The sequence below is a fragment of the Massilia sp. genome, from assembly GCF_046293535.1.
Classification (GTDB): Bacteria; Pseudomonadota; Gammaproteobacteria; order Burkholderiales; family Burkholderiaceae_D; genus Telluria.
Genome location: NZ_JBKBOV010000015.1, coordinates 13900 through 38871 on the forward strand (window position 1 = coordinate 13900; position 24972 = coordinate 38871).

A 24972-nucleotide genomic window follows, 5' to 3' on the forward strand; every position below is an offset into this window, starting at 1 on the left:
TATACGCTTCGGGGGCATGGCGGAAAGCTAGCCCCCGTCGGCCGTTCGCACGTCCAGGTCGCGCCCGTTCAGCACCGTGCCGTCCCGGGCGATGGTGATGATGTGCATGCCCGTATCCGTCAAGCCCAGCCGCTTGAGCTGCTCCGGCGACACCCGCAGGAAATACTCGCCCGGGAAAATCCCGCCGATGACGAAATAGCCGTCGGCGGCGCTGGTCATGCTTGCCACCACCTTGCGCGACGCATCCACCAGTTCCAGCTTCAGGTCGCCGATCGCGCGCCGCTTGCCGTCGGCGTACAGGTAGGTGGTGCCGTCCACCTCGCCCGTCAGGTTCACCGCGAATTCGATCTGGCTCACCTTGCCGGGACGCGGCACGATGCGCACGCCCGGCACCCGCGGCTGCCATTGCGGGTCGTCCAGCGTGTCGGGATCGAGGCCGATGTCGGTGTTCTGGTGGGTGGGCAGGCGCGGCAGGTAGGCAATGCCGCTGGCGTCGGTGCGGACCGCGTAGTTGGCGCCGTTGACGATGAAGCCGGCCCCGCCGATCGCCTCGTCGCTGCCGTCCATGATGCCGTTCAGGTCCTTGTCGAGGAACACGCGGATCGAGGCGGCGCCCATGCCCGCCATCGGCTGGGCGTCGGTCATCACCCGGGCGCTGCGCGGCTCCAGTCCCATCGCCATGAAGAACTGCATCCCCAGCCCGTAGTCGTGGCGGTTGGAATAGAAGCCGTTGATGCCGAGCCCGTAGCTGCCCAGGCTCTTGTTCAGGCCCGCGCTGGCGCGCAGTTCGCGCTCCTGGAAGGTGCGCACCAGGCCCAGGTTCAACATGTAGCCGTCGTTCAGGTTGACGTCGGCCGCCAGGGCCGCGCTGCCCAGCGCGGTTTCCGGCAAGATGCTGTACTGCAGTTGGGCGCTCAGGCCGATGCCGGCCACCCGGCGGCTGGCCTGGAACAGGCCGTCGGCCAGTTCGATGCCGCCGAAGGATTGCCAGCGCAGCCCCTTGGTCAGGGCCACCCCGTTGCGGTAGACCGAGGCCCGCCCCTGCACCTCGACGTTGCGCATGCCGGAGGCCAGGCGGTCGTGCCGCAGCTGCAGCGCCACCGGGTAGAAGGCGCTGCCGGCGCCGATGACGCCTTCGGCGCGCAATTCGTCGCGCACCCGCACCGGGTCGGCCGATGCGGTGAAGAACTCGCTCTGGAAGCGGCTCAAGCGCGCATGGCTGGCCGACAGCGCGACGCCGCCCACCCGCGTCTTCAGGCCCACCTGCGCCAGCGCGCCGCCGTCCTGCGCCTTGACCGCATCCACCGTCGCGATCAGGCTGTTCCAGTAGCCGCGCAGGCCGGCGTTGGCATAGCTGCGCACGCTGCCGTCGAAGCCCGGCACGCGCTGCCAGCCCCCGAGCAGGTTGAAGCGCTCGTTCACGCCCCACTCGAACTGCGCCAGGGCACGCTCGCGCCCCAACAGGTCGCGGTGCGCGCCCAGGTCGTAGAACAGGGCGCCGCGCGGCACCGCGGACTGCTCCAGCAGGAAATTCTGGCGCTCGACGCGCAGTTGTCCGAGCGGTCCGTGGAACACCAGCCGGAACTCGTTGGGACCATACGCCAGCGGCAGGTCCTCGAAGCTGTACTTGCCGTCGGCGCGCGACTGCTGGAAGCCGACCAGGGCGTCGTTGTAGAACAGCTCGACGTCCCAGCCGGGCGGCAACGCCCCTTGCAGCGTATGGCGGTCGAAGCTGGTCGGCTGGTTCAGCGGCCGGTTGCTGAGCACCGCCCCGTCGCCGGTCGGGCTGCTGAAGGAGATGTTCGGCACGCCCGGCAGCGGTACGCTGCCGAACAGCGCGGTGCGCGCATGCAGCGGACCGAGCAGGCCGGCGTCCGGGTCGTTGCGTCCGAGCGTCAGGCGCGCCCCCGCGGAAGGATCGTGGCGGTTGCGGCTGGCATACAGCGAGGCCTCCATGCCGAGCAGGTCGGCGGTCAGGTAGCCGCTGTACCAGGCTTCCGACTGGCGCCGGCCGCCGACCTTGCTGGTCGACAGTCCCAGGGTCTGGTCGATGACGGGCACGCCGGCCAGGCGGTAGGGCGTGGCCAGGCGCGGATAGCCCGGGTCGGCGTAGCCGCCCGCCGCGCCCGCCTGGCCGCCGCGTTCGCGCCTGGCCAGCCGGGCCTGCAGCGGCAACTGCTCGCGCGGGCGGACCCTCAGGGCCAGGTTCGGCATGTCGATGTCCAGGTCCACCGGCAGCAGGCGCGCCAGCAGCTTGCTCGCCACGTAGATCTCGTCGGGCTGCAGCTTGAACTGGGCGCGGTCGATCTCCTCGACCCGGCCGCCGGCATGCAGTTCGCGGCCCGGCACGTCGAGGCTGAAGACCCGGTCTTCGCTCAGGATATAGCCGCTGGCCCGCCCTTCGCCCGGCGTCACGCGGATGGCCAGGGTCAGCAGGCGCGCCAGTTCGCCGAGCGGCAGGAACACCTCGCGCCCGATTTCGTAGCCGTTGACCGCGTCGGACAGCACCTGGTTGCCGAGCCTGACTTCGAGCAGCACCAGGTTGGACTCGGATGCCTGCAATGGCGCGGCCAGCGCCGGCGCGGCGGGCAGCGCCACCGGCAACAACAGCAAGCCGGCGGCCAGCGCGCCGGCACGGAACACCTGCACCTTCACTCCTTCGCGCTACGGCATCCCGGCATCAAGGAAGGGCCAGGCTGGCCTGGGCCAGCAGCTTGCCGCCCGCTTCCGCGCGCTCGCGGAAGGCGACCTCGAGGGTGCCGCCGCCGAGCGTCACGCCCGCCGGCAGCTGCAGCGGCAGCACGGCCTGGCGCACGCGGTTGGGGGTGTAGACGGCGATCCCGCCCACCTGCGCCACGGTGTGCGGCTTGCCGTTGCGCGGGGTGAAGGTCACGCTGACGTCGCCGTACACCGAGCTGGCGCCGTCGCGCTCGAAGCGCAGCGCCAGCTGGGGCGCGCGCGCCTTGTCCTTTTGCAGGCTCAGCCCGGCCAGGCCGACCCTGGCGTCGAGATTCCCATGCCGCACGATCACCGGCATGGAGGCGCCGACCAGGGCATTGAGCATGACGCCGATCTGCCCGCCCGTCTCGCCGCGGTTCTCGATGCTGGTGCTGGCATCGGGCTCGGGCAGCTTGTCGAACAGCAGGTGCGAGCGGTACTCCCCTTCGGCCAGGTCGGCCGGCTTGCGCAGCATGATGCGCACCGTCTGCGCGGTGCCCGGCTGCAGGGTGACCTGGCGCGGCGAATAGCGCAGCATGCTGTCGGCGAAGCGCTCGCCTTCGAGCGCGGTGTCGGCCACCTCGAACTGGCCGGCCTCGGTCATGCGTCGGTTGACCAGGGTGATCCGGTAGGTGGCCGGTTTGGCGCTGCTGTTGATCAGCTCGACCTGGGCGGCGCGCATGTTCTTGTCGAAGACCACGCGGGTCGGGTGCAGCATCAGTTCCGCGCGCGCGGGCCAGCACAGCGCGAGCAGCAGGCTGGCGGCAAGGAGCAGGATGGCCGGGCGAGGTCCGGCGGCAGGGGCAAACAGCTGGGAAAACATAGGATGGCCTACTGAAAATTGACTGTCAGGGAAAACGTGCCGGAGTAATTCCCCGGCGGCTGGTTCGGCGCCACGGTCAGGGTGGCGCCGACCGCCAGCGTCATCCCGCCGTTCGGCACCGACAGGATCGACGACGGCGTGTTGACGAAGCTGCCCACCGCCATGCTGTTGGCGCCGCTGCTCAGCCGGGTAGTACCGGCGGCGGGAAGGGAAATGATGACGGCCTTGTTGTTGCTGCCGTTGCTGCTCTTGCCGACATTGAAGCCGGCCTGGCCGGCCGTGGGGGAATTGAGCAGGACCACGCCGCCGGTACGGGAGCGTAGCCCGGCCGGACTGATCGCGACCGTGCCGCCGGTGTTGGCGACGAAGCGGCCGAAATCGAGGCTGCGCGTGTTGCTAAGCACGATTTGCTGGGCATGTGCCGGGCCGATCGCGCACAGCGCCGCCAGCACGATCGTGCCGGCGGGCAGGCGTGACAGGGTGCGGCGTACCTGCATGGCTGCTGGAACCTCTTGCGCCGCTACCCGCGCTTAGTTGTACTCGACGGTGGCGCTGACCGTGCCGCTGTAGTTGCCGGCCGCCTGGTCGGCGCCCACGGTCAGCACACCGCCGACGTAGATCGACTGTGCGCCCGCGGTCAGGGCGCCGCTGGTCACGTCGCCGGTCACGGCGCCGCCGCCGGTCAGGTCGGCGACGCGAGTGAAGGTCATGCTGTCCGAACCCGAGGTCAGCGAGGTCGACGAACCGACCCACGAGATCGAGTAGGTCAGCGTGCCGCTACCGGTGACGTCGAACTTGGCCGCGGTGGCGCCACTGCCCATCAGCGTCACGCCGCCGGTCGCGCTGCGGGTGCCGTTGGTGCTGACGGTGACGGTGCCCGGCGTGGCGCTCGCGGCGAAGCTGCCGAATGCCAGGTCGGCGGCTTTTTCGATCTTGATCGGGGCGATGACGGTGCTGGTCGAGGTGGCGGTGGCGACGGCGGCGACGGCGCTGCCGGCGGCGGCGCTGATGGCCAGCGCGAGCGCGGCCAGCGGCAGATGGTGACGGGTGAAGCGGGAGTGCGTGGTCATTCTGGTCTTCCTTCAGTGTGTGACGGAGCGGCATCCTGCGAGCCGGACGATTTCATTTTTACGACACCTCACCCGGCGATAACAAGCTTGAAACAATCTACGCGGAAGTTCGGTATCGTTTTGCTATGTTGCAAGAAAATAATAGCGGCTTTTTGCGCTAAATCACTGTTTCTGTAGACCAACTGTAAGATTCCAGTTGTCAAATTCATCAATAATTGTTAATCCTGCACTTGTATTGACAGGTATGCACTGGGGATTGACGGAACATCGGTGCAGTTACGCTCTATTCATGGCAGATCGGGACGATTTTGGCCCACGAAGGTTTCTGACAAGAATTCATGTCACTCGCGTCGAAATGTTCATTTTCCGTAACAAAATGTTGTTGTGATCCAACGCTGTTGGCGCGAATCAAACGCAGAAAAGCCACCGCGAGGGTGGCTTTCGTATCAAAGGATGAGCCTGTGAGGCTTAGCTGCCGTGCAAGGCGCGCGCCACGCGCAGGCAATGCGCGGCCTGGGCCGCGATCGGCGGCGGAATGGGGACCTCGCCGCGCAAGGCGGCCGCGATCCAGGCTGCAGTGGCGGCGGCATCGCGCGTTTCGGGAACCTCGGCCAGTTGGTCGGTCGGCGCGTCGCGTTCGACCAGCAGGCTGCGCTTGCCGCCATGGAACCAGTCGATGCGCTGGGCGCGGTGCGGATTGGCGACGGTCTCCCCTTCGGTGCCGCGCATCAGGAAGGCGTCGCCGCGCGCCGGCGGGGCGGCGCTGCCGAAATAGGCGCCCAGCGTCTCCAGGTACTCCGGATGGGTATAGGACACGAGGCGCAGCGCCGGGCCGTCGAAGGGCTGCAGGATCTTGACCAGGGTATGCGTCGAGTTGCGCACACCGAGGATGCGGCGCAGCGACAGCATGTGGGCCAGGCTCGGGGCCAGGTTCTCGATCGGGATGAAGGCGGGACGGCGATTGGCGAAGGCAGCGAGGATGTCGGCGCTCGTGCCCGCCTCCGCCAGGCCGAGCTCGAGCAGGATCTCGCTTGTGGTGATGCGCCCCGGATCCTTGCGCACGCCGTGCACCAGCACAGGCACGCCCTCGCGCGCCAGCAGCAGGGCCAGCAGCGGAGTCAGGTTGGCCAGCTTGCGCGCGCCGTTGTAGCTCGGGATCAGGACCGGGGCGTATTCGCCCGGCGGGCTCGGCAGCGGCGCGAAGGCGCTTTCCGCCGCATCCATGAAGCCGGCCAGTTCTTCCACCGACTCGCCCTTGATGCGCATCGCCAGCAGGATCGCGCCCAGCTCGAGGTCGGAAACGCGTCCTTCCAGCATGGCCGCGTACAGGGCGCGGGCATCTTCGCGCGACATGCTGCGCGCGCCTTTCACGCCGCGGCCGATTTCCTTGATGAAGGGGGCGGCGGCGAAGCTTTCCATCTTCTCGTCCATGTTCTTGTCCATGGCGCAAGCATACAACGCCTGTGCGCGACCCGTGCGCGCCGGTCCGGTTTTTTGGGTATCCGTGTGCAAGTGCAGCATTTTCGGTCTACACTGGGAAAATTCCTTGTAGACACCACCGCGCCATGATCAACACGCCTGCCATTGAAAACACCAACGTCAGTTCGTTCGGGCAGATGCCGACCCCGACCGAACTCCACGCCAAGCTGCCCCTGAGCGACCGTGCCTTCGCCACCGTGATGGGCGGCCGCGAAACCCTGCGCAACATCCTCGACCGCAAGGACAAGCGCCTGTTCGTGGTCGTCGGCCCCTGCTCGATCCACGATCCGGAAGCCGGCCTGGACTATGCACGCCGTCTCAAGGCCTTGCAGGCCGAAGTGGCGGACACGATGGTGCTGGTGATGCGCGTGTATTTCGAGAAGCCGCGCACCACCACCGGCTGGAAGGGCTATATCAACGACCCGTTCATGGACGACTCCTTCCGCGTCGACGTCGGCATGGAACGCGCGCGCCGCTTCCTGCTGGACGTGTGCGAACTGGGCCTGCCCACCGCCACCGAAGCGCTCGACCCGATCTCGCCGCAATACCTGGGCGACCTGATCGCCTGGACCGCCATCGGCGCCCGGACCACCGAGTCGCAGACCCACCGCGAGATGTCCTCCGGCCTGTCGACCCCGGTCGGTTTCAAGAACGGCACCGACGGCGACGTTTCCATCGCGATCAATGCCGTGCTGTCCTCGGCCAACCCGCACGCTTTCCTGGGCATCAACGGCCAGGGCACGGTGGCGATCGTGCGCACCAGCGGCAACGCCTACGGCCACGTGGTGCTGCGCGGCGGCGGCGGCCGCCCGAACTACGACTCGGTGTCGGTGGCGATCGCCGAGCAGGCCCTGCAGAAGGCCGGGCTGCCGGCCAACCTGGTGGTGGATTGTTCGCATGCCAACAGCTACAAGAAGCCGGAACTGCAGCCGCTGGTGATGTCGGACGTGATCCAGCAGATCAGGCACGGCAACCGCTCGCTGGTGGGCGTGATGATCGAATCGAACATCGTCAGCGGCAGCCAGGCGATTCCGGAAGACCTATCGCAGCTGAAGTATGGCTGCTCGGTGACCGATGGCTGCATCGGCTGGGAAGAGACCGAAACGATGCTGCGCAGCGCGCACAAGGAACTGCTGCAGCGTCCGTAATGCTTTGTAGGGTGGACGGCTATGCCGTCCGCGCGTCCAAATCACGGATGAATTGACGCATCGTCCATTCTGGCGCTGGTTGAACGCGCGGACGGCGGAGCCGTCCGCCCTACGATACAATGGCGGATTCCGCTTTACCTTCCGCTTGCTTCCCATGATTGTTCTCGGCGTCGAATCCTCCTGCGATGAAACCGGCCTGGCTCTGTACGACACCGAGCGCGGCCTGCTGTCCCATGCCCTGCACTCGCAGGTGGCCATGCACGAAGAGTATGGCGGCGTGGTGCCGGAACTCGCCTCGCGCGACCACATCCGCCGCGCCCTGCCCTTGCTGGAAGAGGTCCTGAAAAGGGCCGGCATTCCCGCCTCGAACATCGACGCCATCGCCTACACCCAGGGCCCGGGCCTGGCCGGCGCGCTGCTGGTCGGTTCCTCGGTGGCCTGCTCGCTCGCCCTCGCCCTCGACAAGCCGGTGCTGGGCGTGCACCACCTGGAGGGCCACCTGCTCTCGCCGCTGCTGGCCAGCGAGCGTCCGGAGTTCCCCTTCATCGCCCTGCTCGTCTCGGGCGGCCACACCCAGCTGATGCGCGTGGACGGCGTCGGCCGCTACACCCTGCTGGGCGAGACCCTGGACGATGCCGCCGGCGAAGCCTTCGACAAGTCGGCCAAGCTGCTGGGCCTGGGCTATCCGGGCGGTCCGGCCATCTCGCGCCTGGCCGAGTTCGGCGACCCGCTTGCCTACACCTTGCCGCGCCCGATGCTGCATTCGAAGGATTTCAACTTCAGCTTCTCGGGCTTGAAGACCGCCGTGCTCACGGTGGTGAAGAACCACGAGGAAAAAGTGGTGGCCAACATCTGCGAGCAGGACAAGGCCAACATCGCGCGCGGCTTCGTCGACGCCATCGTCGAGGTCCTGACCGCCAAGTGCGTCAACGCGCTGAAGCACACGGGCCTGAAGCGCCTGGTGATCGCCGGCGGCGTCGGCGCCAACCGCCAGCTGCGCGAATCGCTCAATGCCGCGGCCGCCAAACGCAAGTTCAAGGTCTATTATCCGGAGCTGGAATTCTGCACCGACAACGGCGCCATGATCGCCTTCGCGGGCGCCATGCGCCTCGAACGCAACCCGGACCTGGCCCAGCGCGACTACGCTTTCAACGTGCGTCCACGCTGGCCTCTCGATGAATTGGAAGCCGCCTGACAAGGCCTTTTACATTTGTTTTCAAGATTGAACTTGCAAGCCTGACATCGATCCTACCGTGTGACCGCCCCTTGCCAAACGGTGGCAATATCCGACGGTTAAGATTCACGGAGGGTTTGCAATGCGCGTAGTTAGTTGGAACATTCGTTGGGGTTGTGGCAAGGACGGCCGGATTCGCATCCATGCGATCATCGACGTCCTGCGACGGCTGAATCCGGATGTCGTGTGCCTGCAGGAAGTAGCGGCCAATCACTCGGAATTGGAGGGCAGCGCCACCGCCAACCAGTTCAAGCAATTGAGCGGCGCCTTCGGCGGCTACCACGCGATGGAGCATGCCCCAAGCGAACTCTACAAGAACAATTCGCCGCGCCTGTTCGGCAACCTGATCCTCTCGCGCTACCGCATCTCGCAGGTGCACCGCCACCTGCTGCCCTGGCCGGCCGACCCGGAGAACCCGGCCGGCATGCCGCGCGGCCTGATGGAAACCGTCATCGACGCGCCCAGCGGCAAACTGCGCCTGATGACCACCCACCTCGAGTACTACTCCGCGCTGCAGCGCAGCGCGCAGGTAAGGCGCATCCGCGAACTGCATGCCGAAGCCAGCGCCCGCGCCCGCGTCTTCCAGCCGGACCCGAGCCTGGATGCGCCCTTCCAGCTGGGCTTCCGTCCCGCATCGGGCATCCTCTGCGGCGACTTCAATTTCACTCCGGATTCAGACGACTACCAGGCCATGCTGGCGCCGATCGAGGATGCCCCGGCCTTCCTGGACGCCTGGCGTGTCGCCCACGGCGGCGTGGCGCGCGCCCCGACCACCGGCCTGCACGGCTATCCGTGGCCGGCCAAGCCGGACTGCTACGATTACTTCTTCGTCACCGAGGACCTGGCGCCGCGCGTGGTGACGGTCGACGTGCAGTCCGAGACCGCCGCCTCGGACCACCAGCCGGTCGTGCTCGACCTGAAGTAAATTTCAGGCGTCGGCGCGCGCCGCGATCTCGCGCAGCGCCTGCTCGAACACTTCCGGCGGCTGCCCGCCCGAAATCAGGTGGCGCTGGTTGATGATGACGGCTGGCACCGAATGGATGCCGGCGCGCTGGAAGAATTGTTCGCGCTCGCGCACCTCGTCGGCGTAGTCATCGGACTCCAGGATGCGCTGGGCCCGCTCGCGGTCCAGGCCGGCACGTTCGGCGGCATCGAGCAGCACGTCGTGATTGCTCGGGTCCTGGCAGTGGGTGAAATAGGCTTCGAACAAAGCCATCTTGAGGTCGCGCTGGCGGCCTTCTTCCTCGGCCCAGGACAGCAGGCGATGGGCATCGAAGGTGTTGTAGATGCGGCCGCGCCGCTCCATGTCGAAGCTAAAGCCGACGTCCGCGCCGCGCTGGCGGATCATCTCGCGGCTGTTGGCCTGCTGCTCCGCGGTGGCGCCGTATTTCTCGGTGATGTGCTCGACGATGTCCTGGCCGTCCGGCCCCATGTTCGGGTTCAGTTCGAAGGGCTGGAAATGCAGGTCGGCCGCGACTTCGCCCTTGACCCGGGCCAGCGCCAGCTCGAGCGAGCTCAGGCCGATCGCGCACCAGGGGCAGGAGACGTCGGAGACGAAATCGATGCGGAGTTGTTTGCTCATGGAGGTGCCACCTTTCTGGTTCGTTGCGGCACCTCAGGTGCCTGGTGGCGATATGGTAACGCGATGTGCGTTGGGGCGTGATAGGAGGGAGTATTGTGGTGCGCAACGAACTTGGATTCCCGCCTGCGCGGGAATGACGGTTTCAAGGCTGGAGGGCGAAATAGCGCCACTTTCGACAGCCCCTTTGGCACGTCGTTCCCGCGCAGGCGGGAACCAAATTCTGCGGGCAAGCCGCCGGCTTACTTCTTGACCGCGCCCTTGGCCTTGCTGCCGATCTTCGACTCCTTGCCCGCCATCAGGTTCGCGATATTGCTTCCATGCCGGTACAGGAGCAGCGCGCTCATCGCCGCCACCGCGAACAGGATCTCGTCCGCCCCGAACAGCAGGCCGTAGTAGAAGGGCGCGAAGATCGATGCGATCAGCGCCGCCAGCGAGGAATAACGGAAGGCATAGGCCACGATCAGCCAGGTCGCCAGCGTCGCCAGTCCCAGCCAGACATTAATGCCGAGCAGCACCCCGAGCGCGGTCGCCACGCCCTTGCCGCCCACGAACTTGAAGAAGACCGGCCACAGGTGGCCCAGGAACACGGCGATCGCGACCAGGGCGATGCCACCGTCGTCGAGCCCGTACTGGGGGCCGAACTTGACCGCCAGCCAGACCGCGAGCCAGCCCTTGGCGGCGTCGCCGACCAGGGTCGCGATGGCGGCCTTCTTGCTGCCGCTGCGCAGCACGTTGGTGGCGCCCGGGTTCTTGGAACCGTAGGTGCGCGGGTCGGACAGGCCGAAGACGCGGCTCATCACGACGGCAAAGGAAATCGAGCCGATCAGGTAGGCGGCAATGGTGGCGATCAGGGTGTTCATGTCTCTTTCTGTTTGTCGGTATTGACCTCAGGCGCACGGACTATACACATTGGACATGCTCTTTGGCAATCACTCCGCCAGCGCGCACTGCACCGGCTTCGCGCCCAGCGTCCCGGTCAGCACGCTTGGGGCGATGCCGACCAGGTAGCCGCGGCGGCCGCCGTTGATGTAGATCTTGTCGAGGGCGAGGATCGATTCCTCCACGTACACCGGCATCGCCTTGCGGGTGCCGAACGGCGAGGTGCCGCCGACCAGGAAGCCGGAATGGCGCTGCGCCACCTCGGGCTTGCAAGGCTCGACCGACTTGCAGGGAATCGCGCGCGCCAGGTTCTTGGTGGAGACCTTGCGGTCGCCGTGCATCAGCACGATCAGCGGGCGTGCCGCCTCGTCCTGCATCACCAGGGTTTTGACGACATTGTGCTCTGGCACACCCAGTTCGCGCGATGAAACGGCGGTGCCACCGTGCTCTTCGTACTCGTAAGGATGCTCGGTAAACGCCACGCCGTGCTTGCGCAGGTACTGGGTCGCGGGTGTCTCAGAAACGTGCTCTTTCTTGGCCATGCGTGGTACGCTTAAGACGAACATGAGGGGTTTCTATTATGCAGCAAGAAATTCGCTTTGCCACCTTCAACACCTTCAACCTGGCCCCGCCGGGCATGCGCTGCTACGACAACCTGACGCCCTGCACGCCGGAAGAATACGAAGCCAAGCTGGACTGGACCGCGCACCAGATCGACCTGCTCAATGCGGACGTGATCGGCTTCCAGGAAATCTTCTCGCAGGCCACCTTGCGCGAAGTGCTGTCGCGCACCCGGCGCTTCCGCGAAGCGGTGCACCTGGGTTTCGATCCCGATCCGGAAGCGCCGCGCCTGACCCCGAGCGTGGCCCTGGTTTCGCGCCTGCCGGTCCTGAACCATCCGCGCGCCATCAGCATGTTTCCGGACAACGTGGCCATGCCGCCAGGCAGCCGCGACCCGGACCGGTTTACGCGCGCGCCCCTGCATGCCGAGGTCGAACTGGCGCCCGGCATCGTCATCGACGTGATCGTCGTGCACCTGAAGTCGCGCCGCCCCGACTACCGCAGCAGCGACACCGGCGAAGACCCGAACCTGTACGCCCTCGCCTGCCTGCGCTCGCTGATCCGGCGCGGCACCGAGGCCACCGCCCTGCGCGTGCTGCTCACCGACATGGCCCGCGACAAGGGGCGTCCGCGCATCGTGCTGGGCGACTTCAACGACGTCGCCGATTCGGTGACCACCGAGATCGTGCTGGGCGAGGGCGCGCCACTGGGCGAGCGCATGTTCGACGCCGCGCGCCTGCACATGCACCAGGACAACCTGCGCAGCGTCGGCTTCTCGATCGTGCACGAAAGCCGGCACTCGACCATCGACCATATCCTGGTGTCGCAGGAATTCAATCCGGTGCTGCCGAATGCGATCGGCGAGGTGGTCGACGTGGTGTACCTGAACGACCACCTGAACCTCGGGCTGCCGGAAGCCTCGGACCACGGGCAGGTGCTGGCGCGCATCCGCCTGTATCCACAGGCCGGCCAGGCCGGCGGCGGGGAACGCTGAGCGGCCTGGTCGCGGCCGTGACATTTCGCGCATGTTTGGCGCCGCCAGGCCGCTAAACTCTTTCCAGAACCACTCTTGGAGGAGAAAGCAAGTGTTGTCGAAAGCCCAGGCCGAGCGCATTGCCGATGAACTGCTCGAACAGGCCCGCGCCAGCAAGTTCGGCTTTCCGGACCCGTCCGGCATGCCGGTGGCGCCGCTCTACCAGAGCCGCAGCCTGCGGCGCCTGCCGCCGGGATTGCAAACGGAAATCGTGCGCAAGGCCAGGCTGGCGGTCGGGTTTTCCCCCTGGTTCATCCTGGCGGGCGTGGCGTGGATCGCGGCGATCGGGCTGGCCTACGCCATCGAACCGAGCGTACTCGGCTTTCAGCCGATGCGCTCCGCCTTCATGATGCTGGCGCCGCTGGCGCCCCTGATGTTGCGGGAACTGCTGGTGCGCGGCGCGGCCAGGAAGATCGCAGAGCAGATGGACCCCTGGCCGGTGCCCGTGCGGATGTAATCAACGCACTGCCGGATTGAAATCCGGCCGGGCGCTCGCTCCCGCCGCATAAAACCCCTGGTACTCGTCGCAGCCGTGCTGGCGCAGGAAGCGCAATTGCTCCTCGGTCTCGACGCCTTCGGCCACCACGCGCAGGCGCAGGCTGCGCGCCACCGCGATGATCGCCGGGATCAGGGCCGCGTCGACCGGATCGTGCTCGATGTCGCTCACGAAACTGCGGTCGATCTTGAGCTTCGACAGCGGAAAGCGGCGTTGCGACGACAGGCTGGAGACCCCGGTGCCGAAACGGTCGATGGTCAGCTGCACCCCGCGTTCGCGCAGGGACTTCACGGTGCCGTCGAGCACGTGGTCGCCGCGCATGATGGCGCCCTCGGTGATCTCCAGGTCGAGCCAGGCCGGCGCCAGGCCCGATTGCGCCAGCGCCGCGTCCACCGTATCGAGCAGGCGGCCATGCAGGAACTGGATGTCGGACAGGTTCACCGCCACCCGCGCCGCATGGCCGGCCTCGCGCCAGGCGCGCGCCTGGGTGCAGGCTTCAAGCAGCACCCATTCGCCGATCGGCACGATCAGGCCGCATTCCTCGGCCACCGGCAGGAACTCGTGCGGCAGCAGCAGCCCGCGCTGCGGATGGCGCCAGCGGATCAGCGCTTCCATGCCGATCACCTTGCCGGACCCGACGTCGAGCTCGGGCTGGTACTCGAGCACGAATTCGCCGCGCTCGAGCGCCTGGCGCAGGCGCTTTTCCATCTCGCCGCGCTCGAACACGCGCGCGTTCATCTCGGGACTGAAGAAACGGAAGCTGTTGCGGCCGTTCTGCTTGGCGTGGTACATGGCCACGTCGGCATGGTGCATCAGCGTGTCGACGTCGCTGCCGTCGGTGGGGCAGATGGCGATGCCGATCGAGGCCGACAGCGTCAGCGCACGCCCGGCCACCTCGACCGGACGGGAGACCGCCCCCATCACGGCATTGGCGACGTGCGCGGCCTGGTCGACCCCGCCGATGTCGGCCAGCAGCACGACGAATTCGTCGCCGCCGAGGCGGCTGATGGTGTCGACCCGGCGCACGCAGCCGCGCAGGCGCGCGGCGACTTCGCGCAGCACCGCGTCGCCGGTCTGGTGGCCATTGTTGTCGTTGATGGCCTTGAAGCGGTCGAGGTCGAGGAACAGCAGCGCGAAGCTGTCGCGCTGGCGGCGCCAGGTGGCCAGCGCGTGGTGCATGCGGTCGAGGAACAGGGCGCGGTTGGGCAGGCCGGTGAGCGTGTCGTGCTCGGCCTGGTGGCGCACCTGCGCTTCGGCGCGCTTGCGCTCGCTGATGTCGGACAGGGTGGCCATGTAGCCGCTGGCGGCGCCATGCGGGTCGCGGATGGTGGTGAGCGCCACCCAGGCGGTGTAGTGCTCGCCGTTCTTGCGCACCGCGGACAGCTCGCCCTGCCAGCGGTCCTGGCCGTCGAGCTGCGACCAGATGGTGTCGTAGAAGCCGCCGCCGCCGTCCGCCTTGTCCTTGTCTTCGCCCCAGGGCAGGCTGGCCAGCGTGGCGCCGATGATGTCGGTGGCCGCGAAGCCGGTGATGGCGCCAAACGCCTGGTTGACCGCCTGCACCCGGTATTCGGCATCCATGACGATGATGGCTTCGTGCGCGTTCTCGAACACCCGCGCCGCCTGGCTCAGGTTGTCTTCGACCTGCTTGCGCGCGGTGATGTCGACCTCCATGCAGAACACCTGCTGCGTGTGGCCGTCGCGCTTGACCGGGAAGTGGTTCGAATGCAGCCACAGGCGCCGGCCGGCGGCGGTTTCGACGCGCCAGTCGCGCGGCGCCGGCGCCAGGCCGTCGCGCCAGATGCCTGCGATGGCGCTGTCGAATTCGTGCTGCTGGTCGAGGTGGGACACCAGTTCGCGGAAGGGCTTGCCCAGCGCATGGCTGGCCGGGATGCCGAACAGCTGGGCGCAGGCATGGTTCCAGAAACGGACGATGCCGGCGCTGTCGCGCGAGTGCACGGCCACCGCCGGCGCCAGTTCGATCGCCGTCACGAAGCGGTAGAGCCAGTCGAGCGCCTGGCGGCCGGGGTCATCGGGCTCGACGGTATCGGCGTTGGGCACGGCAGCCGGGGGAGGCGGCGCAGGCGGCGGCTCCAGACGGTCCTGGACGTGGCGGACGGGATCGGCGGGCAGGTCCAGTCCGCCTGGCCCACTGGGCCAGCCGGTCGGGTCGCGCGCTTGTTCGCTCACGGAAGAATCCTTTTCAAACGGAAACAGTCATGAGTTCCATGACAATCCCGTCATTCTTCCCTGCCCACCGGCGCGGCGTTTGCGGGCACGCAAAGGCCGGCTTCGCCAGCATTTCGTCGCACGCCGGACGCATTCCAGACCCGCGCTTCGACCGCCTGTCGCATCCGGGTGGATGCGGTGGGGGCGCCTGGCTATATTGACATCATGCGCAAGGAGCTCCACCCTGCCGACAGGACGGAGCCCGCGCGCGAAGAATACCGCCCCGCGAACGCGCCTTCAGGCGGCGTCCTGCGGGGCCGCCTCGTCCTGCTGCGCCGGGGCCTGGCCGGCGACGGGGCTTTCCTCCGCCTCGCGCTTGGCTTCCTGCTTGCGCTTGGCCTTTTCTTCCGCCTTGCGCTTCTTCTCGAGTTCGCGCTGCCGCTTTTCGTACTGGAAATTCGTTCGTGCCATGTTCACCTCGTTGCCAATGGATGTGGAGGGCGATGATCGCTGCTGCAGGCCCATTATGGCCGACTCCGTGCAAAGCGGCTTGAATTAACCCCGCGGGTGGTGCTGGGCGTGCAGGTGCTTGAGGCGCTCGCGCGCAACATGCGTATAGATCTGTGTGGTCGAAATGTCGGCGTGGCCCAGCAGTAATTGCACTACGCGCAGGTCGGCGCCATGGTTCAACAAATGGGTGGCGAAGGCGTGGCGCAGGGTGTGCGGCGACAGCGGTCCCTGAATCCCGGCCCTTTGCGCATGTTTCTTGATCAGGATCCAGAACATCTGCCGCGTCATCGCCCCGCCGCGGCCGGTGACGAACAAGGCATCGTCGACCTGCCCGTTCAGGATGATGCCGCGCGCATCCCGCAGGTAGCGTTCCAGCCAGGTGCGCGCCTCGTGGCCGAAAGGCACCAGGCGGGTCTTGCTGCCCTTGCCGGTGATGCGCAGCACGCCGTCGTTCAAGCTGACTTCGACCAGTTTCAGGGCCACCAGTTCCGACACCCGCAAGCCGCTCGCATACATCAGCTCGAGCATGGTGCGTTCGCGCAGGCCCAGCGGCGTGGACACGTCGGGCGCTGCGAGCAAGGCCTCGACCTGGCTTTCGCTCAAGGTATGCACGAAGCGGGTCGGCTGCTTCGCCGAGGCCATCTTGAGGCAGGGGTCGTGCGGGATCTGGTTACGGCGCAGCGCCAGCCCGTAGAAGCGTTTCAGTACCGACAGGCGCCGGTTGGCCGAGCTGGGGCGGGTGTCGGCGTGGCGCTCGGCGAAATAGGCGGCGATGTCCTCGGGCTGCACGGCCAGCAGGCCGGCGCGTTGCGGCCGCCGGGCTTCCAGCCAGCCGGCAAACAGCTTGAGGTCGCGGCGGTAGGCGTCGAGCGAATTCTTGGCCAGCCCCTGTTCCAACCAGAGGGTGTCGCAGAACTCGTCGATCAGTCCCAGATCGATTGCTGCTGCCATGGGGATGCGGTGGCGCCTTCGTGGCGCAGCAGCCAGCGCTTGACGGACAGGTGGAAGCCGTTCTCGTCGTCCTGGTTCGAAAAGCCGCCCAGGCCGCCGGATGCCGTCACGCGGTGGCAAGGGTTGATCAAGGGGAAGGGATTGGCGCCGCAAGCCTGCCCGACCGCGCGCGGGGCCGAGCCGATCGTCTTGGCCAGTTGGCCATAGGTCTTGACGCTGCCGCGCGGGATCGCGGCGATTTCGGACCAGACGCGCCGCTGGAACGCGGTGCCGGCCTCGAACAGGGGCAGTTCGAAGCGGAAATCGGGGTCTTCCAGGTAGCGGGCCACCTGCACGGCCGCCTGGCCGGCCACCTCGTTGTCGGCGGCTTTTTCCTGGAATGCGGGCTGGAGATAGACCAGTTCACGGACACGGCCGTCGCTGGTGCGGATCCCGATGGCGCCGAACGGCGCCGGGACGATGGCGTTGAACAAGTTGCTTGCCTGGTCGGTCTTCATTCCACCATCTTAACCGCTGGGATGGCGCCCTGCCACCCCATGGGGAAACGCGAACGAAAAAAAAGCGCACCCTGAGGTGCGCTCCAATTCGGGTCACGTCCCCGGCCGTTTAGCTGTGCTAACGGCTTCTGTAAAACGTGTGTCTCCTCGATTGTTCTCCGGTATGGATTACCGTGATTTTCTCTATGCTCCCCAAAACCGTGTGTGTTCTGTTCGCGCACGCACCATGTGGGTGCGAGAAGGCCCCATCATAACGCAAGCTTTTCGGTCAAGCGTATCTTTTTGGCCACATTACAAAAAATTATTTTAGATATGCGAAAAACGCATGAGCGTTCGCAAGCGTGTCATGACGCTGTCATTTGGCGCTCTTGCCGGCTTCGCGCCGGATCGCCTGCACCACGTCCTTGCCGATGCGCTCTTCCATCTGGGCATACACCGGCTGCATGGCGCGCCGCCACTCGGCCTGCTGCTGCGGGGTGAGCGTATGGATGGTGGTGGTGCCGGCGCGGCGGATCGCTTCCAGCGCGGCGTCGTTGGTGCGCTGGGCAATGGTCTTCTCGTAGGCGGTCGCTTCCATCATGGCTTTTTCCAGCGTCTTGCGGATGCCGTTCGGCAGGCCGTCCCAGAACTTCTTGTTGACGATGACGGCATAGCCCAGGTAACCGTGGTTCGACACCGTCAGGTGCTTCTGCGACTCGTGCATGCGCTGGGTAAACATGTTCGACGGCGTGTTCTCGGTCCCTTCCACCACGCCGTCGCGCAGGGCCGGCGTGGTTTCCGAGAACGCCAGCGCCAGCGGCTGGGCGCCCAGCACGCGCATCTGGACGTCCAGCACCTTGGAAGACTGGATGCGCATGCGCAGGCCGCGGAAATCATGCGGCGACAGCAGCGGCTTGTTGGCCGACATGACCTTGAAACCATTATCCCAGAAGGCCAGGCCGGTGATGCCCTTCGACTCCAGTTTGCGCAGCAGGCCGCGCCCGATGCGCCCTTCGGTCACCGCGTACAGCGCCTGCTTGGACGGGAAGATATACGGCAGGTCGAAGGCTTCGAATTCCTTCACGCCCAGCGGCGAGAACTTGGCCAGCGAGGGCGCCAGCATCTGCACCGCGCCCAGTTGCAGCGCTTCGAGTTCCTCGCGGTCCTTGTAGAGCTGGCTGTTCGGGTAGACTTGCACCTTCACCCGGCCGCGCGTCATCTGCTCGGCGAGCACCTTGAAGCGCTCGGCGGCGCGCCCTTTCGGCGTGTCCGGCGCCACCACGTGGCTGAACTTGATGACGATCGGCGCCTGCGCCCATGCGGCATTGCCCGCGACGGCGAGCAGTGCGGCGGCGAGGAAGCGGATCTGGCGAGCGTTTCGGTTCATCCTGACGGGGTTGGGAATATGATGGATGGGGCCAGTCTGCGAGGCTTGCCCCCGGCGCGCCATCGTGGACTTCCACAATAAGGCACCTGATGGCCCGACAGTGTAACGAAATATGGAGCCTCGATGAAATTCCCGTTCGCCCAGCAGCCTGACGCCCAGCGCGCGCGCTCCTGGCGCTGGCTGGTGCCGGTGCTGCTGGTGCTGCTGTTCCTGGCGGTGCTGATCTGGCTGCCCTGGCAGGCGCGCCAGATGGAGGCGACCGAACGCCAGGAACAGCTGATCGCCGACACGCTCTGGGTCGAGCAAACCCTGCGCTTCGAGCTGGCGCGCAGCGAGGAGGCGCTGGCCGGATTGGGCGCCGACCTGGTGGCGCGGCCGCCTTCAGCCCAGGCTTTGCAGGCGCGCTTGCGCCAGATGTTCGAGAACGGCCCCGAACTGGTGCGCGTCGTCTGGTATGACGCCGATGGCAAAGTACTGGCCAGCCACGGCCTGGAGCCGCCCGCCGCCCTGCCCGCGCCCACCCGGCTGGCAGCCGAGGTGGCCGGCGCGACCCGGCGCGGCCGCTACAGCGAACCCTATGGCGCCAGCGACGCCACCCCGGGCGTGCTCGACTTCTACCTGCCGCTGTACGCCGGCGGCAAGCCGGCCGGCAGCCTGGTGGCCACCTACAGCCTGCAGACCCTGCTCGACGAAGCCGTGCCCTGGTGGTTCGCGCAGGACAACGCCCTGACCCTGCTCGACCGCGAAGACGACCCGGTGGCCCGGCGCGCCGCCGGCGGTCCGGGACGCGGCGTGTACACCCACCGGCGCGAGCTCGACCTGCCGGGCGCGCTGGTGGTGCTGTCCACCGACAGCGTCAAGCGCGCGCCCCAGTTGCTGCCGAATCTGCTGGTGGGCTCGGTCATCGTGCTGGCCCTGGGCCTGGTGCTGAGCCTGGGCTCGCTGTGGCGCCATATCTCGCGCACGCTGGCGGCGGAACGGGCGCTGCGCCAGCAGATGGCCTTCCGCACCGCGATGGAAAACTCCCTGATCACCGGTTTGCGGGCGCGCGACCTGGAAGGGCGCGTGACCTACGTGAACCGGGCCTTCTGCGAGATCGTCGGCCTGCCGGCGCAAGAACTGGTCGGCAAGAAGCCGCCCATGCCCTACTGGGCGCCAGAAGTCATGGCCGACTACGAGGAGCGCTTCGCCAGCGTCCTGTCGGGCAACATCACGCCCCAGTTCGAGACCGTGTTCCAGCGCCCCGACGGCGTGCGGGTGCCGGTGCTGGTCTACGAGGCGCCGCTGGTGGATGCCGACGGCCGCCAGACCGGTTGGATGAGTTCGATCCAGGACATCACCGAGCGCAAGCGCGCCGAGGAACTCAACCGCCAGCAGCAGGAAAAGCTGGAAACCAGCGCGCGCCTGGCCACCATGGGCGAGATGTCCTCGATGCTGGCGCACGAGCTGAACCAGCCGCTGGCGGCGATCTCCAGCTATACGGCGGGCGCCATCAACGTGCTGGAACGCACGGGCAAGTCGGGCGAGCCCGTCAACGCCGGCATGCTGCGGCACGCGCTGGAGCAGGCGCGCCAGCAGGCGCAGCGCGCCGGCCAGATCATCCGCAGCGTGCACGAGTTCGTGAAGAAGCGCGAACCGCGCCGCGAGCCGGTCACCATCCACAGCGTGGTCGAAGGCGTGCGCGCGCTGGTCGAGCTGCAGGCGCGCCAGGCCGGTGTCATCCTGCGCGTCGAATTGCCGCCGCAACTGCCGAAGGTGGAAGCCGACCGCGTGATGCTGGAGCAGGTGCTGCTCAACCTCACCCGCAACGCGATCGAGGCGATGGCCGATACCCGGCCCGACCAGCGCGTGCTGCGCATCGGCGCGGCGCACGCGGACGGCGTGGTGGCGGTGTCGGTGATCGATCGCGGCCACGGGATCGCGCCGGAAGTGGCGGCCGGGCTGTTCTCGCCCTTCTACTCGACCAAGCAGGACGGCATGGGCATGGGCCTGTCGATCTGCCGCACCGCGATCGAGTTCCACGGCGGCACCCTGGCCCATGCGCCGAACCCGGGCGGCGGCACCGTCTTTACGTTCTCGCTGCCGGCGCAAGCGGCGAGCGGGGCGCTGGGCTAGAATCCGGGTGCGGCCCCTTGCCGCCGATTGACCGAGAATACCGAGGACGGAGACCACCACATGCTGCACATCGTCGACGATGAAGACGTCATCCGCGACGCGCTCGCCTGGCTGGCGCAATCGCGCGGCCTGGAAGCGCGCGGCTACGCCAGCGGGGAGGAATTCCTCGCCGCCGTCGCCGCGTCCGCCACGCCGGTCACGGATGGCGCCCGGGGCGACTGCGTCCTGCTGGACGTGCGCATGCCCGGCATGAACGGCATCGCCGTGTTTGACCAGCTGGTAAAAAACGGCCTGAGCGCGCGCCTGCCCGTGATCTTCCTGACCGGCCACGGCGACGTGCCGATGGCGGTCGACTCGCTCAAGCGCGGCGCCTTCGATTTCTTCGAAAAACCCTTCAACGACAACGTGCTGATGGACCGCGTCGAGGAAGCGCTGGTCGCGTCGCGCAAGGCGCGCGATGCCGCCGCGGTGCAGGCGCGCCTGGCGACCCTGTCGGCGCGCGAGCGCGAAGTGCTGGACCTGATCCTGGCCGGCATGCTGAACAAGGTGGTGGCCGACAAGCTCGGGATCAGCATGCGCACGGTGGAGGTGCACCGCGCGCATATTTTCGACAAGATGCAGGTCAAGACGGCGGTCGAGCTGGCCGGGCTTCTGAAATAGCACGGCATTCCGCAGGGCTTGGCCGTCCGCGCGTTCACATCGTCCATGCATTGCGACGCAGCCATGCAGAATGTCGCTGAACGCGCGGACGGCATCGCCGTCCACCCTACATCTTGCATCTAGTCACACTGCCCTCAATTGCTCCTTGTTCTCCTTCTTTTTCGCGCGGCAAGCGTCCCAGCGATTTGAAGGAAGCCTTGTAAAATGAACCGGAACGCAGCGCGACCACGCATCGTGTGTCGGCTGCGGAGCTATTGTATTTAGGAATTCTCATGAGCGAAAAAACAGTTGCAGACAAGATGTTCCTGAGGACGGCGAAATCGATGCTGATCCTTAACGGCCAGGCCAACCCCGGCGTGGCGGCGCAGATGCCCGCGGAACTCGTCAAGGAAGGCGACGGTCCCTTCGACGTGATCCTGATGTTCGCGCTCAACCGCAAGGAGCTCGAGCAATACCTGCCGGTGGCCAAGGAAAAGCTGGGAGAAAAAGGTTCGTTGTGGATCGCCTACCTGAAGCAGACGGCGTCCAAGGCCACCGACATCAACCGCGATTCGATCAATGCCTATGCCAAGGAAAACGGCATCACCGCGGTGGCCATGATCTCGATCGATGGCGACTGGTCCGGCCTGCGCCTCAAGCGCATCGAGTAAGCGCGCCGTGCTGTGCGAGCGCCCAGGCCACGTGCTCGCGCACCAGGCCTGACGGGTGGACGGCACGCGAGCGCAAGGCCGCCACGATCGCCGCATCGCCCTTGAAGTCCGCGCTGGCGGCGGCATTTCCCAGTCCCACCGCCAGGTTGCGCAGCCAGCGCTCATGGCCGATACGCCGGATCGGACTGCCCTCCATCCGGCGGTTGAATTCCTCCTCTTCCCACCCGAACAGCTCGACCAGTCCGGCCTCGCCCAGGCCGTTGCGCTCGTCGAAGTCGGGCAGCGAGGCGCGCTGCGCGAACTTGTTCCAGGGACAGGCCAACTGGCAGTCATCGCAGCCGTAGATGCGGTTGCCGATCAGCGGACGCAGTTCTTCCGGAATGCTGCCCTTGAGTTCGATGGTGAGATAGGAAATGCAGCGCCGCGCGTCCAGCCGGCCGGGGCCGAGGATGGCCTGGGTCGGGCAGACCTCGATGCAGGCCCGGCACTGGCCGCAATGGGCGCCCGTGGGCGGATCGACGGGCAGCGCCAGGTCGACCAGGATCTCGCCGATGAAGAAGGTGGAGCCGGCCGCGCGCGACAGCAGCAGGGTGTGCTTGCCGCGCCAGCCCAGGCCGGCTTTTTCCGCCAGCGGCAATTCCATCACCGGCGCCGAATCCGTGAATACGCGGTAGCCCAGCTCGCCCACCGCCGCCTTCACGCGTTCGGCCAATTGCTGCAGGCGGTTGCGCAGCACCTTGTGGTAGTCGCGTCCGCGCGCATACACCGAGACCACGGCGGCGCCCGGTTCCAGCTGGCGCGCGTGCTCCTCGGCGCGCCAGTCTGCGCCGCGCGACAGCGGCAGGTAGTCCATGCGCGCGACGATGGCGCGCACCGTGCCCGGCACCAGTTCGCCTGGGCGCGCACGCTTCATGCCGTGGCTTGCCATATAATCCATCTCGCCATGGCAGCCGGCGTCCAGCCAGGCCTGCAGGCCGGCTTCCGCATGCGCCAGGTCGACGTCCGCGATGCGCACGTCGGCGAAACCGAGTTCGGCGCCCCATGTCTTGATGGTGCGCGCAAGTTCGTGCAGGTCGGGTGGGGAGGTCGGCATGGCAGATGGACAACGCGGCGCTTCAAGCGCAAATCAACCCCGTATTTTATTCGATGCAGCCCTTCAAAGCCTATCTTCCCGACGAATCCGCCACCGCCGCGCTGGGCGCGGCGCTGGCGCGCGCGCTCCAGCCCGGCCTGGTGATCTACCTGCACGGCGATCTCGGCGCCGGGAAGACGGCGCTGACCCGCGCCCTGATCCAGGCGGCCGGGCACCGGGGCACGGTCAAGAGCCCCACCTACACGCTGTCCGAGCCCTACCGCGTCGAGCTCGACGGCCAGATCGTGAACATCATCCACTACGACCTGTACCGGATGGCCAGCCCCGAGGAATTCCTGGACGCGGGCTTTCGCGAGGACTTCGACGGCAGGAATATCTGCATCGTCGAATGGCCCGAAAAAGGCGCGCCGGTGTTGCCCTCACCCGACGTCCGCGTGTTGCTCGAGGTCAGCGGGCTCGGCCGTGAGGTAGAATTGCAGGCGTTGTCTGAATTGGGCCTGCTATGTCTCGACCGTCTCGCTTACGTCCCGCCTCCGGCTTGAATCCCGACCTCGCCAACTCGCCGCAGCGCCGCACCCTCCTCAAGGCCGGCGGCACGCTGCTGCTTTCCGTGATCGCACCGCTGCCGGCCAGCGCCGCCCAGATCCTGGCCGTGCGTGTCTGGCCCGCGGCCGACTACACGCGCGTGACGCTGGAAAACGACAGCGAACTCAAGACCCAGCACTTCCTCCTGGCCGACCCGCCGCGGCTGGTGGTGGACATCGATGGCCTGGGCCTGAACAACACGCTCAAGAGCCTGGTCGCCAAGATCGAGCCGAACGACCCCTACATCGGACAGGTGCGGGTCGGCCAGAACCGCCCGAACGTGGTGCGCCTGGTGTTCGACCTGAAGGAAGAGATCAAGCCGGAAGTGTTTACGCTGGCCCCGGTGGCCGGCTACCAGCACCGCCTGATCTTCGACCTCTACCCGACCCGGCCGGTCGATCCGATCGCCGCGCTCATCGAGAAGGGCGACTGGTTCAGCGAGGCGCCGACCTCGGCGGCTGCCGGCAGCGCCAATCCGGCCTCGCCCCTGCCCGCCACGCCGCCGGCCCAGACCGGGGCCGTCCCGGACGCCATCGCCAAGATGGAATCCGAGATGTCGGCCCTGGACGGCACCCCGCCGCCGCAACCGGTGCAGCCGACCCCGTCGAGCGCCGGCGCCAAGGCCGCGCCGCAAAGGGTGGTGCGCATGGTGACCATCGCGCTCGACCCGGGCCACGGCGGCGAAGACCCCGGTGCGATCGGCGCGTCCGGCGCGCGCGAGAAGGACATCGTGCTGGCCGTGGCCAAGCGCCTGAAGGCCAAGCTCGAGCAACTGCCCAACACCCGCGTCATGCTCACCCGCGACGGCGACTACTTCGTGCCGCTCGGCCAGCGCGTGCAGAAGGCGCGCAAGGTGCAGGCCGACCTGTTCGTGTCGATCCACGCGGACGCCTGGATCTCGCCGACCGCGCGCGGCTCCTCGGTGTTCGTGCTGTCCGAGAAAGGCGCCAGCTCGAGCGCGGCGCGCTGGCTGGCGAACGACCAGAACAAGGCCGACCTGGTCGGCGGCGCCAACTTCGCGGCGCAGGACAAGCAGATCGCGAGCGTGCTGTTCGACCTGTCGACCACGGCCCAGATCAACGACAGCCTCAAGCTCGGCAAGGCCGTCCTGCGCGAGATCGGCGGGATCAACCGCCTGCACAAGGCCTCGGTCGAGCAGGCCGGCTTCGCAGTGCTGAAGGCGCCTGACATTCCGTCGATTTTGGTGGAAACTGCATTCATCTCGAACCCCCAGGAAGAAGCCAAGCTGAAGGACGAGGGCTACCAGAACCAGCTGGCTGAAGCCATCACCAAGGGCATCAAGCGCTACTTCGCCGACAACCCGCCGATGGCCAAGAGCCGGCAGACCTGACCCTC

General features: G+C 67.0%; 24 protein-coding genes. 10 read left to right on the forward strand and 14 right to left on the reverse strand.

Annotation, left to right across the window (positions count from 1 at the left end; genetic code table 11):
- Nucleotides 1-27 precede the first annotated feature (27 nt).
- From ACK4S9_RS10425 to ybiB, 5 genes are all read right to left on the reverse strand, one after another.
- Complete coding sequence (locus tag ACK4S9_RS10425) at nt 28-2649, reverse strand: carboxypeptidase-like regulatory domain-containing protein (protein ID WP_409725130.1); 2622 nt, start codon at nt 2647-2649, stop codon at nt 28-30.
- Between the two features lie 31 nt (nt 2650-2680).
- A complete protein-coding gene (locus ACK4S9_RS10430) occupies nt 2681-3541 on the reverse strand; it encodes a molecular chaperone (RefSeq protein ID WP_409725132.1) in 861 nt (286 codons plus the stop codon).
- A gap of 8 nt (nt 3542-3549) precedes the next feature.
- Entirely contained in the window at nt 3550-4038 is a 489-nt protein-coding gene (locus tag ACK4S9_RS10435) for a DUF4402 domain-containing protein (RefSeq protein WP_409725135.1), read from the reverse strand.
- A gap of 33 nt (nt 4039-4071) precedes the next feature.
- Nucleotides 4072-4611 carry a DUF4402 domain-containing protein gene (locus ACK4S9_RS10440; protein WP_409725138.1) on the reverse strand — a complete coding sequence of 180 codons (540 nt, stop codon included), beginning with the start codon at nt 4609-4611 and terminating at the stop codon, nt 4072-4074.
- A 468-nt stretch (nt 4612-5079) separates the two neighbouring features.
- Complete coding sequence (ybiB, locus tag ACK4S9_RS10445; RefSeq protein ID WP_409725141.1) at nt 5080-6054, reverse strand: DNA-binding protein YbiB; 975 nt, start codon at nt 6052-6054, stop codon at nt 5080-5082.
- Between the two features lie 122 nt (nt 6055-6176).
- Between ybiB and ACK4S9_RS10450 the strand changes: the two genes are divergently transcribed.
- The 3 genes from ACK4S9_RS10450 (at nt 6177) to ACK4S9_RS10460 (ending at nt 9397) form a co-directional block, all read left to right on the forward strand.
- Entirely contained in the window at nt 6177-7238 is a 1062-nt protein-coding gene (locus tag ACK4S9_RS10450) for a 3-deoxy-7-phosphoheptulonate synthase (RefSeq protein WP_409725144.1), read from the forward strand.
- A gap of 154 nt (nt 7239-7392) precedes the next feature.
- Nucleotides 7393-8433 carry a tRNA (adenosine(37)-N6)-threonylcarbamoyltransferase complex transferase subunit TsaD gene (tsaD, locus tag ACK4S9_RS10455; RefSeq protein ID WP_409725146.1) on the forward strand — a complete coding sequence of 347 codons (1041 nt, stop codon included), beginning with the start codon at nt 7393-7395 and terminating at the stop codon, nt 8431-8433.
- Nucleotides 8434-8554: 121 nt separating this feature from the next.
- On the forward strand, nt 8555-9397 hold the full coding sequence (locus ACK4S9_RS10460; protein WP_409725149.1) for an endonuclease/exonuclease/phosphatase family protein: 843 nt from the start codon (nt 8555-8557) through the stop codon (nt 9395-9397).
- A 3-nt stretch (nt 9398-9400) separates the two neighbouring features.
- Here the strand turns inward: ACK4S9_RS10460 and ACK4S9_RS10465 are convergent, their stop codons facing one another.
- From ACK4S9_RS10465 to ACK4S9_RS10475, 3 genes are all read right to left on the reverse strand, one after another.
- Nucleotides 9401-10054 (reverse strand): DsbA family oxidoreductase, encoded by a 654-nt coding sequence (locus tag ACK4S9_RS10465; protein ID WP_409725151.1) that lies wholly within the window; start codon nt 10052-10054, stop codon nt 9401-9403.
- Between the two features lie 239 nt (nt 10055-10293).
- Nucleotides 10294-10914 (reverse strand): glycerol-3-phosphate 1-O-acyltransferase PlsY, encoded by a 621-nt coding sequence (gene plsY, locus ACK4S9_RS10470; RefSeq protein ID WP_409725154.1) that lies wholly within the window; start codon nt 10912-10914, stop codon nt 10294-10296.
- 69 nt (nt 10915-10983) lie between these two features.
- Nucleotides 10984-11475 (reverse strand): aminoacyl-tRNA deacylase, encoded by a 492-nt coding sequence (locus ACK4S9_RS10475; RefSeq protein WP_409725323.1) that lies wholly within the window; start codon nt 11473-11475, stop codon nt 10984-10986.
- A 38-nt stretch (nt 11476-11513) separates the two neighbouring features.
- Here ACK4S9_RS10475 and ACK4S9_RS10480 point away from each other — a divergent pair, with 38 nt between their 5' ends.
- Nucleotides 11514-12488: an endonuclease/exonuclease/phosphatase family protein gene (locus ACK4S9_RS10480; RefSeq protein WP_409725157.1), complete on the forward strand. Its 975-nt coding sequence runs from the start codon at nt 11514-11516 to the stop codon at nt 12486-12488.
- A gap of 91 nt (nt 12489-12579) precedes the next feature.
- Complete coding sequence (locus ACK4S9_RS10485) at nt 12580-12984, forward strand: hypothetical protein (protein ID WP_409725160.1); 405 nt, start codon at nt 12580-12582, stop codon at nt 12982-12984.
- Here the strand turns inward: ACK4S9_RS10485 and ACK4S9_RS10490 are convergent, their stop codons facing one another.
- The 5 genes from ACK4S9_RS10490 to ACK4S9_RS10510 all read right to left on the reverse strand — a co-directional run bounded on the left by ACK4S9_RS10490 (nt 12985) and on the right by ACK4S9_RS10510 (nt 18513).
- A complete protein-coding gene (locus tag ACK4S9_RS10490) occupies nt 12985-15210 on the reverse strand; it encodes a putative bifunctional diguanylate cyclase/phosphodiesterase (RefSeq protein ID WP_409725163.1) in 2226 nt (741 codons plus the stop codon).
- A 276-nt stretch (nt 15211-15486) separates the two neighbouring features.
- Nucleotides 15487-15660 carry a hypothetical protein gene (locus ACK4S9_RS10495; RefSeq protein ID WP_409725165.1) on the reverse strand — a complete coding sequence of 58 codons (174 nt, stop codon included), beginning with the start codon at nt 15658-15660 and terminating at the stop codon, nt 15487-15489.
- A gap of 84 nt (nt 15661-15744) precedes the next feature.
- A complete protein-coding gene (gene xerD / locus ACK4S9_RS10500) occupies nt 15745-16650 on the reverse strand; it encodes a site-specific tyrosine recombinase XerD (protein WP_409725168.1) in 906 nt (301 codons plus the stop codon).
- Complete coding sequence (locus ACK4S9_RS10505) at nt 16623-17147, reverse strand: methylated-DNA--[protein]-cysteine S-methyltransferase (RefSeq protein ID WP_409725171.1); 525 nt, start codon at nt 17145-17147, stop codon at nt 16623-16625. Before ACK4S9_RS10505 ends, xerD begins: the two co-directional genes overlap by 28 nt.
- A gap of 355 nt (nt 17148-17502) precedes the next feature.
- Nucleotides 17503-18513, reverse strand: a complete 1011-nt coding sequence (locus ACK4S9_RS10510) for a TRAP transporter substrate-binding protein (protein WP_409725174.1) — start codon at nt 18511-18513, stop codon at nt 17503-17505.
- 123 nt (nt 18514-18636) lie between these two features.
- Between ACK4S9_RS10510 and ACK4S9_RS10515 the strand changes: the two genes are divergently transcribed.
- The 3 genes from ACK4S9_RS10515 (at nt 18637) to ACK4S9_RS10525 (ending at nt 21938) form a co-directional block, all read left to right on the forward strand.
- Nucleotides 18637-20628, forward strand: coding sequence for a PAS domain S-box protein (locus ACK4S9_RS10515; protein ID WP_409725177.1), 1992 nt, complete (start codon nt 18637-18639; stop codon nt 20626-20628).
- Between the two features lie 60 nt (nt 20629-20688).
- Entirely contained in the window at nt 20689-21288 is a 600-nt protein-coding gene (locus ACK4S9_RS10520; RefSeq protein ID WP_409725180.1) for a response regulator transcription factor, read from the forward strand.
- Between the two features lie 323 nt (nt 21289-21611).
- A complete protein-coding gene (locus ACK4S9_RS10525) occupies nt 21612-21938 on the forward strand; it encodes a DUF3052 family protein (protein ID WP_409725182.1) in 327 nt (108 codons plus the stop codon).
- Here the strand turns inward: ACK4S9_RS10525 and queG are convergent.
- A complete protein-coding gene (queG, locus tag ACK4S9_RS10530) occupies nt 21922-23031 on the reverse strand; it encodes a tRNA epoxyqueuosine(34) reductase QueG (RefSeq protein WP_409725185.1) in 1110 nt (369 codons plus the stop codon). The genes ACK4S9_RS10525 and queG overlap by 17 nt on opposite strands.
- Before the next feature lie 53 nt (nt 23032-23084).
- On the opposite strand from queG, the gene tsaE reads away from it, so the two are divergent.
- Entirely contained in the window at nt 23085-23573 is a 489-nt protein-coding gene (tsaE, locus tag ACK4S9_RS10535; RefSeq protein WP_409725325.1) for a tRNA (adenosine(37)-N6)-threonylcarbamoyltransferase complex ATPase subunit type 1 TsaE, read from the forward strand.
- Nucleotides 23534-24967 carry an N-acetylmuramoyl-L-alanine amidase gene (locus tag ACK4S9_RS10540; RefSeq protein WP_409725187.1) on the forward strand — a complete coding sequence of 478 codons (1434 nt, stop codon included), beginning with the start codon at nt 23534-23536 and terminating at the stop codon, nt 24965-24967. The genes tsaE and ACK4S9_RS10540 overlap by 40 nt, the downstream gene beginning before the upstream one ends.
- The last annotated feature ends 5 nt before the right edge of the window (nt 24968-24972 follow it).

Bases quoted from the DNA above. Each gene is read 5' to 3' on its own strand.
- ACK4S9_RS10480 (WP_409725157.1), top strand. From the start codon at position 11,514: ATGCAGCAAGAAATTCGCTTTGCCACCTTCAACACCTTCAACCTGGCC.
- ACK4S9_RS10540 (WP_409725187.1), top strand. From the start codon at position 23,534: ATGTCTCGACCGTCTCGCTTACGTCCCGCCTCCGGCTTGAATCCCGAC.
- ybiB (WP_409725141.1), bottom strand. From the start codon at position 6,054: ATGGACAAGAACATGGACGAGAAGATGGAAAGCTTCGCCGCCGCCCCC.
- ACK4S9_RS10525 (WP_409725182.1), top strand. From the start codon at position 21,612: ATGCTGATCCTTAACGGCCAGGCCAACCCCGGCGTGGCGGCGCAGATG.
- tsaD (WP_409725146.1), top strand. From the start codon at position 7,393: ATGATTGTTCTCGGCGTCGAATCCTCCTGCGATGAAACCGGCCTGGCT.
- ACK4S9_RS10505 (WP_409725171.1), bottom strand. From the start codon at position 17,147: ATGAAGACCGACCAGGCAAGCAACTTGTTCAACGCCATCGTCCCGGCG.
- ACK4S9_RS10435 (WP_409725135.1), bottom strand. From the start codon at position 4,038: ATGCAGGTACGCCGCACCCTGTCACGCCTGCCCGCCGGCACGATCGTG.
- ACK4S9_RS10475 (WP_409725323.1), bottom strand. From the start codon at position 11,475: ATGGCCAAGAAAGAGCACGTTTCTGAGACACCCGCGACCCAGTACCTG.
- ACK4S9_RS10515 (WP_409725177.1), top strand. From the start codon at position 18,637: ATGAAATTCCCGTTCGCCCAGCAGCCTGACGCCCAGCGCGCGCGCTCC.
- ACK4S9_RS10450 (WP_409725144.1), top strand. From the start codon at position 6,177: ATGATCAACACGCCTGCCATTGAAAACACCAACGTCAGTTCGTTCGGG.
- tsaE (WP_409725325.1), top strand. From the start codon at position 23,085: ATGCAGCCCTTCAAAGCCTATCTTCCCGACGAATCCGCCACCGCCGCG.
- queG (WP_409725185.1), bottom strand. From the start codon at position 23,031: ATGCCGACCTCCCCACCCGACCTGCACGAACTTGCGCGCACCATCAAG.
- plsY (WP_409725154.1), bottom strand. From the start codon at position 10,914: ATGAACACCCTGATCGCCACCATTGCCGCCTACCTGATCGGCTCGATT.
- ACK4S9_RS10460 (WP_409725149.1), top strand. From the start codon at position 8,555: ATGCGCGTAGTTAGTTGGAACATTCGTTGGGGTTGTGGCAAGGACGGC.
- ACK4S9_RS10520 (WP_409725180.1), top strand. From the start codon at position 20,689: ATGCTGCACATCGTCGACGATGAAGACGTCATCCGCGACGCGCTCGCC.
- ACK4S9_RS10495 (WP_409725165.1), bottom strand. From the start codon at position 15,660: ATGGCACGAACGAATTTCCAGTACGAAAAGCGGCAGCGCGAACTCGAG.
- ACK4S9_RS10510 (WP_409725174.1), bottom strand. From the start codon at position 18,513: ATGAACCGAAACGCTCGCCAGATCCGCTTCCTCGCCGCCGCACTGCTC.
- ACK4S9_RS10440 (WP_409725138.1), bottom strand. From the start codon at position 4,611: ATGACCACGCACTCCCGCTTCACCCGTCACCATCTGCCGCTGGCCGCG.
- ACK4S9_RS10430 (WP_409725132.1), bottom strand. From the start codon at position 3,541: ATGTTTTCCCAGCTGTTTGCCCCTGCCGCCGGACCTCGCCCGGCCATC.
- xerD (WP_409725168.1), bottom strand. From the start codon at position 16,650: ATGGCAGCAGCAATCGATCTGGGACTGATCGACGAGTTCTGCGACACC.
- ACK4S9_RS10465 (WP_409725151.1), bottom strand. From the start codon at position 10,054: ATGAGCAAACAACTCCGCATCGATTTCGTCTCCGACGTCTCCTGCCCC.